Source organism: Anaerococcus sp., assembly GCF_022770135.1.
In the GTDB taxonomy this organism is placed as follows: Bacteria; Bacillota; Clostridia; order Tissierellales; family Peptoniphilaceae; genus Anaerococcus.
In genome coordinates this window covers 1-9175 of record NZ_JALEIL010000036.1, presented here as the reverse complement: position 1 = coordinate 9175, position 9175 = coordinate 1, and the positions used below count along the sequence as shown (strand labels likewise).

General features: G+C 36.6%; 8 protein-coding genes. 5 read left to right on the top strand and 3 right to left on the bottom strand.

Annotated elements, in window-relative coordinates:
* Positions 1-364: PTS sugar transporter subunit IIA (locus MRZ08_RS01440; protein ID WP_297378469.1), on the bottom strand; the 364-nt coding region annotated here is incomplete at its 3' end.
* Positions 365-742: 378 nt separating this feature from the next.
* Here MRZ08_RS01440 and thrS point away from each other — a divergent pair.
* The 3 genes from thrS to MRZ08_RS01425 all read left to right on the top strand — a co-directional run bounded on the left by thrS (position 743) and on the right by MRZ08_RS01425 (position 5286).
* Entirely contained in the window at positions 743-2665 is a 1923-nt protein-coding gene (thrS, locus tag MRZ08_RS01435) for a threonine--tRNA ligase (protein WP_297378466.1), read from the top strand.
* A 1-nt stretch (position 2666) separates the two neighbouring features.
* Positions 2667-3842, top strand: a complete 1176-nt coding sequence (locus tag MRZ08_RS01430) for an ATP-grasp domain-containing protein (RefSeq protein WP_297378463.1) — start codon at positions 2667-2669, stop codon at positions 3840-3842.
* Between the two features lie 82 nt (positions 3843-3924).
* Complete coding sequence (locus MRZ08_RS01425) at positions 3925-5286, top strand: MATE family efflux transporter (protein WP_297378460.1); 1362 nt, start codon at positions 3925-3927, stop codon at positions 5284-5286.
* Between the two features lie 35 nt (positions 5287-5321).
* On the opposite strand, the gene MRZ08_RS01420 is transcribed toward MRZ08_RS01425, so the two are convergent.
* Positions 5322-6176: a hypothetical protein gene (locus MRZ08_RS01420; RefSeq protein ID WP_297378457.1), complete on the bottom strand. Its 855-nt coding sequence runs from the start codon at positions 6174-6176 to the stop codon at positions 5322-5324.
* 68 nt (positions 6177-6244) lie between these two features.
* On the opposite strand from MRZ08_RS01420, the gene MRZ08_RS01415 reads away from it, so the two are divergent.
* Both MRZ08_RS01415 and MRZ08_RS01410 read left to right on the top strand, forming a co-directional pair.
* On the top strand, positions 6245-6859 hold the full coding sequence (locus MRZ08_RS01415; RefSeq protein ID WP_297378453.1) for a hypothetical protein: 615 nt from the start codon (positions 6245-6247) through the stop codon (positions 6857-6859).
* An 8-nt stretch (positions 6860-6867) separates the two neighbouring features.
* The gene (locus MRZ08_RS01410) at positions 6868-7773 is read left to right on the top strand and encodes a type II CAAX endopeptidase family protein (protein WP_297378451.1); all 906 of its coding nucleotides are present in this window, start codon (positions 6868-6870) and stop codon (positions 7771-7773) included.
* A gap of 37 nt (positions 7774-7810) precedes the next feature.
* On the opposite strand, the gene MRZ08_RS01405 is transcribed toward MRZ08_RS01410, so the two are convergent.
* Entirely contained in the window at positions 7811-9091 is a 1281-nt protein-coding gene (locus MRZ08_RS01405) for a glucose-6-phosphate isomerase (protein WP_297378448.1), read from the bottom strand.
* Positions 9092-9175 lie beyond the last annotated feature (84 nt).

Genomic DNA, 9175 nt, shown 5'->3' with positions numbered 1-9175 from the left:
CCTTGGCATGGTCCATTATATCTTTTATATAAAGGTCTAAATCAGCTATCTCGCTTGTTAGGGCGTAGTAGAGCATTTCGAAGTTAACTCCTGAGACAAAGCCAATCTTATCGTATTTGCTTAAGGATAAGACAGCCCTATTAAAAGGGGTTCCTCCTCCTATGTCTGCGAGGACTACTATGTTTTCATAAGCTTTTAGGTCCTCGTAGGCTTTTTCTAACTTTTCGTCTAGTCTTTCGTAGTTTTCTCCTTCTTTGAATTCGCATATTCTAATATTATCGAACTTTCCTGCAATCATTTTGACACTTGAATATATGCCAGAGGCGATTTGTCCATGGCCAGTTAATATTACTCCGTTTTTCATAAATCTTCCTTTACTTTTTCTTTTGATATAATTATAAGTTAGGGAAAAGGATTGGTCAATTATCACTTGTATTTCTTTAGCCTAAAATAAAAGAAATATTTGAAAATATCAATTTATAGGGTAATATAACTCTATAATTAATATTTGACTTAGACAGGGAGCTTTGTTTTATCCTGTGCTTACAGAAAGAAACGGCAGTTGAGAAGTTTTAGCACGAAAATATAAGTACCACCCTGGAGTTTCTCATGTAATGTGAGACGTTTGGGCGCGATAAGCCTTCTAATGAGTTTAAAATTAGGTGGAACCACGAACGAAAGACGTATCGTCCTATAGCCAGCGGGCTAGGGCATACGTCTATTTTTATTTTAAGGAGAGATTATGATTAAGATTAAATTACCTGACGGTTCAGTTAAGGAATACGAAAGCGGAGTTCTCGTAGGAGATGTTACAAAAGATATCTCCATGGGTCTTTTTAGAGCTGCAGTAGGAGCTGTAGTAAATGGAGAAGTTAAGGGCTTTGCTGAACCTATAGAAGAAGATAGTGACTTTAGAGTAGTTAAGTTTGAAGATAAGGAAGGAAAGGAAATTTTCTGGCATACTTCTTCTCACGTTATGGCTGCTGCTATTAAGGAAATGTATCCAGAAACAAAATTTGCTATAGGACCAGCTATTGATGATGGTTTCTATTATGATATGGACCTTGAGCACAGATTTACTCCAGAAGATCTAGAAAAAATTGAAAAGAAGATGCTAGAGATTGCCAAAAGAGATCTCAAACTTGAAAGAGTTGAGATTTCTAGGGCTGAAGCTTTGGAGAAATTCAAAGAAGAAGGTCAAGACTACAAGGTTGAACTTATAGAAGATCTTCCAGAAGATGAAAAGATTACCCTATACAAGATGGGAGATGCCTTCACAGACCTTTGTAGAGGACCACATCTTCTATCAACAAAGGCTATCAAGGCTGTTAAGCTTAAAACAATTGCCGGTGCTTATTGGAGAGGAGATTCTGATAGACAAATGCTTCAAAGAATCTACGGAATTTCTTTTGAAAAGGCTAAACAATTAGAAGAATACGAAGAACTTCAAAAAGAAATCGAAAAGAGAGATCACAGAAAGATCGGTCGTGAGATGAATCTTTTCACTTTCCACGAAGAAGGACCAGGCTTCCCATTCTTCCATCCAAATGGAATGATCCTAATGAACGAGCTACTAGGTTGGTGGACAGACGTTCTTAATGAAAATGGATATGGAGAAATCAAGACTCCACTTATCCTAAATGAAGACCTATGGCACAGATCAGGCCACTGGGACCACTACAAGGAAAACATGTACTTTACAAAAATCGATGGCGAAGCTTACGCTATTAAGCCAATGAACTGCCCAGGTTCTGTTTTAACATACGCTTCTAACCAACACTCATATAGGGACCTTCCTATAAGACTTGCTGAGTATGGTCAAGTTCACAGACACGAGCTTTCAGGAACCTTACACGGACTTTTCAGAGTAAGAACATTTACCCAAGACGATGCTCACGTTTATTGTCTTCCAAGCCAAATCAAGGAAGAAGTTTATAGGATGATCGACCTAGCAGACCTCCTATATTCAACATTCGGTTTCAAATACACAATCGAGCTATCAACAAGACCAGATGACTTTATGGGAGATATCAAGGATTGGGACTTTGCTGAAGAACAACTTAAGAAAGCCCTAGAAGAACGTGGAATCGACTATGAAATCAACCCAGGAGACGGTGCTTTCTACGGTCCAAAGATTGACTTCCACCTCCTAGATGCTGCTAAGAGAGAATGGCAATGTGGTACTATCCAACTTGACTTCCAACTACCACAAAACTTTGACCTAACTTATATAGATGAAAACGGAGAAAAACAAAGGCCAGTTATGCTCCACCGTGCCCTACTTGGATCAATCGAGAGATTTATCGGAGTTCTAACAGAGCACTTTGCAGGAAGATTCCCACTATGGCTCAATCCACAACAAGTTGAAATCATCCCAGTTTCTGATAAGTTTATCGATTACTGTGAAGACCTAAAAGAAAAAATCAAAGAAGCAGGATTTAGAGTAAATATTGACTATAGAAGTGAAGGGGTAGGTTACAAGATTCGTCAAGCTCAATTAATGAGAACAAACTACATGCTCGTAGTAGGAGAAAAGGAAGAAAATTCTGGCAAACTTACTGTAAGAAATAGAGACGGAGAAGAAACAGCTGATGTTTCAGTAGATGAATTTATAGAAAAAATCTCTGAAGAAAGAGATACAAGAAGCATGGAAAATATATTCTAAGATGACCTTCAATGCGATAATCTTAGGAACAGATCACAACAGCTACTCTGTGGCAAGAAGCTTTTACGAAGCCTTTGGCAAAAAGCCTATTGTCATAGGGGCGGCTGTCCTCGTTCCTTTTTATAAATCAAAGATTGCTGATGTATACACCACCAAGGGGTTTTCATCAGATGATGAGCTTTTTTCAAATTTCATCAATGAAGTCATAGAAAAAAGAGAGGAAGAGGACTTTGTATTTTTTGCTCCGACAGAAAGATACATAGATACTCTTTTAAGAAATGAGAAAAACTTTAACTTTTCATATCACATTCCTTACCCAGACCTTGAGTGGGCAGAGAAGCTCTTGAAGAAATCAGAGTTTTACTCCTACCTAGAAAAAATCGACCTTCCTTATCCCAAGACCTACATTGCCAATAAGGATAATATAGATGGTCTTGATTTTGATGGGGAGATTTTCCTAAAGGCAGACGACTACGACGCTCTTCTCGACTCATCATGCGAAAATATCCAAAAGGGCTACCATGTAAGAAGTAAAGACGAGGCCAAGGATGTTTTAAGAAAAGTCTACGATAGTGACTTTAGGGGAGATTTTATCTGCCAACAATTCATAAATGGAGGCCAGGGAAGTGAGTATTCCCTAAACGGCTACAGGGCAAGTGATGGAAAGATTTCCTTTGTACTTGCTAGAAACCTCCTATCAGACCTAAGGCCAATGTGGGTAGGAAACCACCTGGTCCAAGTAGACCATGATGAGGATATCATGTATGATTTGGCAGAAAAAATCGTGACCTCTCTAGACTATCACGGACTATTTAATCTAGATTTCAAGAAAGATTCAAAAACTGGCGAGATTTTCGTCCTAGAGATGAATATAAGACAAGGTAGGACCTTCTATTATTCAACCCTAGCTGGAGTAAATCTAATAGAGCTTGCCATAAATGATTTAATTTTTGGAAAAACAGAAGCTAAGAAAACTCAAAAACCTTTCAGACTCCAGGCAATTTCTTCCAAAAAAGCCTATGAAAATGTGGAAAAAGAACTCAAAGAGGAGTTTAATAGGAAAGGTCGAGAAGAAAACTCGGCAATTCACGTCATAAGCAATTATGATGATAATATGCTTAGAAAACTAAAAGTAAATGAGTCTATAAAAAGACAAGAAAAAGAATTATTTGACTAAGAAGATATCGGTTTATCCGGTATCTCTTATATTGCCAAAAATTTTATCGAGAAATTTAGATGAAAATAAGAAAGGAGATTATATGGAAAAAACTGTAAGCAAGAAAGAAAATATCATGGGAACCATGCCGGTCGGAAGTCTTCTTGTAAAGATGAGCATACCTATGGTAATTTCTATGCTTGTTCAATCAATCTACAATGTAGTAGATTCGATATTTGTTGCAAGAATCTCGGAAGAGGCTCTTACGGCAGTATCCCTAGCCTTCCCGGTACAAAACATCATGCTTGCCTTTGCTATAGGAATATCCGTTGGAGCAAGTGCGCTTTTGAGTAGGTATTTGGGCATGGATGATAAGAAAAGAGTAGGTGCTGTCGCCATGCACGGGGTTGTATTATCTGTTGTTGGGGCTATTGCCTTTGCCTTATTCGGTATATTTTTCACTGATTTTTTTGCAAATTCACAGGCAGCGACTCCTGAAATTGTAGCCTATACCAGGGATTACTTGTGGATTGTTACTATATTTGGTTTTGGTTTATTCTTCCAAGTCCTTTGTGAAAAGCTCCTCCAAGCGACATCCCTTACCTTTTATACAATGATTGTCCAAGTATCAGGAGCTCTAATCAACCTAATCCTAGACCCAATCTTTATCTTTGGCCTATTTGGCTTTCCAAGAATGGAAGTAAAGGGAGCAGCCCTTGCCACAGTCCTAGGTCAAATGGGAGGATCTATTATAGGTCTTATTATAAATAAAACAAAAAATACAGATATAGTGGTAGACTTCAAGCACTTTAGGCTCCACGGAGACATACTAAAACAAATATTTTGGATAGGTCTTCCATCAATAGTAATGAGCGCTATATCTTCAGTAATTATCTTTGTACTAAATGCCATGCTTAGAGGTTTTGGTCAATCAGCAATCGCAGCTTACGGAGTAATGTTTAAGCTTCAATCCTTTGCCTTCCTTCCAATAATTGGAATATCAAATGCTATGGTTTCAATCATCTCCTTTAACTACGGAGCAAGGCATGTGGCAAGGATTCGTAGGTCAATCAAACTTGCCCTCATATCAGGGATGGTCCTTGTAGGAATTGCTACTGTATTTTTGTGGATTTTGCCAAACCAAATCTTTGATCTCTTTAATGCGACAGATACTATGAGACAAATCGGAGTCCCTATGATTAGGATAGTCTCCCTATCATATATAGTTGCCTCAGTTTCCATAATATCTGTAGGAGTCTTCCAAGCCTTAGGGAATTGGCAATCAGCAATCCTTCAATCCTTCCTAAGACAATTTTTAATCCTCCTACCAACCTTCTACCTATTTTCTTTAACAGGAAATATAGACCTAGTATGGTGGTCCTTCCTCATATCTGAAGGGCTTAATACAATCATGTGCGTATATTTTTTGAAAAGAGATATCAAAAACAAAATAGACGTATTATAAAAAGACCAGCTTCTCTTACTCAGAGAGGCTGATTTTTATATGCCCACCAATAAAAGATTTATTGGTCTTATATTTAATTTAAAGAGGATCTGACCGATAAAGAGACTTATAAGGGTAGCTAATAGACTTGTAACTAGGATATTCTCTCCCAAAACAAGTCTTAGGCCTATAAATATCGTCGGATACATATAAATATAGACAAAGATCATAAATTTCTCGAAGGATACTTCACTAGCCTCGCCAAAACCTTTTAGCATGAGATAGATTATTAGGACAAAAGATAAAAAATATCCGTAGTTTATCCTATATTTATAGCTAAGGAAGATTTCCAAAGCTAAAATCCCTAGAGCAAGGATATAGAGGAAGGGATTTATTTTATCCGCCTTTCTAATCCTGAGTCCCATTACAAAGACAGCAAAATATAAGAAAAGGTCCTTAAAATTTGGAAAGCCTATTAGAATTTTGCTATAATCATAGTAATAGAATAAAGCAAAGCTAATGATACCGACTATACTTGTAAAAGTGTTGCCGAAAATCCTATTTATTATAAATTCTACCAAGAAAAATATTCCAACGAGGCTAATAAGGTCGTAGAGTCTTCTTAGAATTTGATAAAAGTCATCTAGTATGGCTCTGTTTAAACTTAGATTAAAACCCTTTATAAGAAAGAAATTAATCAAAAGGTGAAAGACTAAAGGCAAGAACAAAAGTCCGACCCTTCCTGTATCCATAAAGGAAATCATATAGGCGATATAGGCTATGAGATAGGTATTTACTATCCTGAAGATAATTTCTGTATTTAATTTTATTGAAGAAGCTGCAATTGGGGTAAAAAAACTAATAATGAGTAGGATAAGCCCCAAAAGGCTTGCTAAATTTATTTTTTTCATACTTAAATCATATCACAAATAAGAAAAATTACTAATAAAATGATATAATACTCAATATAGGAGCAGATATGAATAGACAAAGAAGGCCATCTGTGGATGGCAGAGAATCGAGAAATATAAGAAGAGAAGAATTAAGAAGAAGAAAGCGAATCAAGAAACGTAGAAAGGAAAGAATCTTCCGAATTGGACTCATCCTTGTAATTCTACTCGCCCTAGTATTTGCAGTAAGAAAGCTTACATCTTCGAATAAGAAAATAGCAAGTAACATAGAAACCGCTATCAAAAGCTATGATGAAGCCTATTTTGACAAAAATATGGACAGGATGGATGTAATTATGGATGCCCTAAAGAAATCCTACTCTAAGGATGAGAAGGAAGAGAAGGAATTCTATGAAGCAGCTTTTAAGAACTTATCCATAACTTATATAGAAGAAAAGAAGGTAGAAGGCGGGAAAGAATTAAGCCTTGAGATAGAAAATGTCAACTATATTGATGTCTACAATAGCCTGGAAGCTGGGGCAAGCCACGAGGATTATATTAATGCTCTGTCAAGTAAAGATTATCCTAAAAAGAAGGCTAGAGTTAGTATTTTTGTAAGAAATAAGATGTTTTCAAAGAAGATTTATGAGTCAAGACCCTTTGTAAATGCAATATTGGGAGGGGCCTTAGACTACGCAAAATAGGAGGAGATATGTTTTACGCAAACGAGTCCATCAAAGAAAGTAAAAGGGTGATGAAGGAAAGAAATCCTCTAATATTTACCCTAATTCTCTTCTTTGTAATGAGTTTGGCTATGTCTTTTTCTTATATCTTAATTAGATTCGGATCAAATCTTACAGGTAATGGAGAATTTCTTATAAGGAAATTAGGAAGAAACCCTGAGTATTCAATGATTTTTAATCTTTGGTCTACTTTATTGGTAAGCCTTACCTTATATATATTTGTTAAATATTACCAAAAGAGAAATCCCAGATCGCTTGGCCTTGTAGATGATAGGAAAGGGAAATCTTACCTTAAGGGCCTTCTTATAGGAAGTGGCATGCTTGGGATATCTTTCCTTCTTTCCTATCTATTATCTGGATTTAAAATTCGTCTAAATATAAAAAATGTAGACTTTAGAATTTTTATTTTCTTTGTAATGGGCTGGATCTTCCAAGGTTTCGAAGAAGAATTTATCACAAGGTCTGTACTAATGAATTATCTAGGAGCACTTAAAAATCCTAGAACTGGTATTGTCGCCAATAGTTTGATCTTTGCGATCCTCCATTTGGGTAACTCTTACTTTAATCTCATAGCCTTTTTCAATATATTTTTGATGGGCCTAGTATTTTCTATGCTTTTTTATATAAGAGATAGTATCTATATTTCAGCCGCAGCCCACAGCGTGTGGAATTTCCTTCAAGGAAACTTTTTTGGAATCAATGTAAGTGGGATAATTACAAGTAAGAACACGATTTTCCTAAGCGAATCTGTAGGCAATAAATGGATAAGCGGAGGAGGCTTTGGCATAGAAGCAAGCCTTGTAGTTACAATAGTTGAGATACTTGCCTTGTATTTACTATATAAGAAGGCGAGAAAAATTGATTTGATAAGATAGAAAAACCAGGGTTTTAAGCCCTGGCTTTTTAAGTTCACTATTTATTTTCGTATCCTGGTTTTCCAAGAAGTTTGAACATTTGTGCCTTGTATTCTTCAACTCCTGGTTGGTTGAATGGATTTACTCCTAGCATGTAGCCTGAAACTCCTACAGCTATTTCGAAGAAGTAGAAGAGTTTTGCGATTTCTTTTTCATTAACTTCATCCATTTCAATTCTGATATTTGGAACATCTCCCTTAACGTGGGCGATTGTTGTTCCTTCCATGGCTTGTTTGTTTACAAAGCTCATTGTCTTACCAGCGAGATAGTTTAGGCCGTCTAGATTGTCCTCATCTTCCTTGATTATAAGGTCGCTTACAGGATTTTTAACTTCTATTACGGTTTCAAATAAGTTTCTTTTACCATCTTGGATCATTTGTCCAACTGAGTGGAGGTCTGTTGTGTTGTTAACAGATACTGGGAAGATTCCCTTACCATCTTTTCCTTCGCTTTCTGCGAAAAGTTGCTTCCACCATTCAGCTATATATTTAAGTTTTGCCTCGTAGTTTACAAGAACTTCAAGGTCCTTGCCATCTTCGTGGAGCATATTTCTAATAGCTGCGTATTTTATGGCAGGATTGTCAAAGGATTTTTCAGTGTAGAGGTCTCTTCCTTCAGCGAAACCTTCCATAAATTTATCTATATCAATCCCGCATGCAGCAAGTGGTAGGAGACCCACAGCAGATATTACAGAAAATCTTCCACCTATATCATCAGGAACTACAAATGTCTCATAGCCTTCTGCATCAGCAAGCTCTTTTAGGGCTCCTTTTTTGCTATCAGTTGTTGCAAAAATTCTCTTTCTCGCCTCTTCCTTGCCGTATTTTTCTTCGATTGCTTCTCTTAAGAATCTAAAGGCTATGGCAGGCTCTGTTGTCGTACCTGATTTTGAGATTACGTTTAGGGAGTAATCCTTATCCTTTAGGTAGTCTAGAAGTTCGTTTAAGTATTGGCCTGAGATTTGATTTCCAGCATAGATTAGCTTAACTTTTCTATCAGATCCGAAATAAGAATCACAAGCCACATCTACTGCCTTGATTCCAAGATAAGACCCTCCGATACCTATTGATACCAAGATATCAGAGTTTTTTCTTATTCTTTCAGCAGCCTTCTTGATTCTCTCGAACTCTTCCTTGTCATAATCAACTGGTCTGTCAATCCAGCCCAAGAAGTCATTACCTTCGCCAGTTTTTCTCATAAGGGTATCGAAGGCAGTCATGGATTTTTCTTCATAGCTATTAATCTTTTCTAAGTTTACATTATTAAAATCTAATTTCATATTCTCCTCCTGTCTTTCTATGTGTATTATACCCGATAATGATATTTTCCATTATCAAATAATTATTCATCAAATAAAAAGTTA